Below are 275 nucleotides of genomic sequence, written 5' to 3'. Positions count from 1 at the left end.
ATGCCGAAGCCAAGGCCAGCGTAGGAGAATGGTTTAAGAGCCGCTACGCTTTCAGGGTTCTCATTGACAGTAATTTGGACAAGACGACCCAGACCACCAAGCCGAGCATGTCGACAACTATGGAGTGCTTGCGCCCTGCAGTCTTCTTGTCCAAGGGGCAGCCCACAATCCCGCCGCCTTCAATCGGAGACTCTGACTGTCGACTCCCTAGCCGATAAGCCTTCTTCCCTTTTAGGTCTAGTGTCTGCAAAACGAGATTGTCGGTGATTCTCCAT

Annotated in this window: 1 protein-coding gene; it reads right to left on the bottom strand. The window is 53.1% G+C overall.

What is annotated here, in order from left to right:
• Positions 1-43: 43 nt before the first annotated feature.
• On the bottom strand, positions 44-275 hold a 232-nt coding region (locus SB724_RS20025), incomplete at its 5' end, for a hypothetical protein (RefSeq protein ID WP_410572576.1).

Origin of the sequence: Bacillus sp. SIMBA_031 (genome assembly GCF_046535225.1) — a bacterium.
Classification (GTDB): domain Bacteria; phylum Bacillota; class Bacilli; order Bacillales; family Bacillaceae; genus Bacillus; species Bacillus velezensis.
The sequence above is the reverse complement of the archived record's forward strand: the minus strand, read 5'-3'. Positions and strand labels throughout refer to the sequence as shown.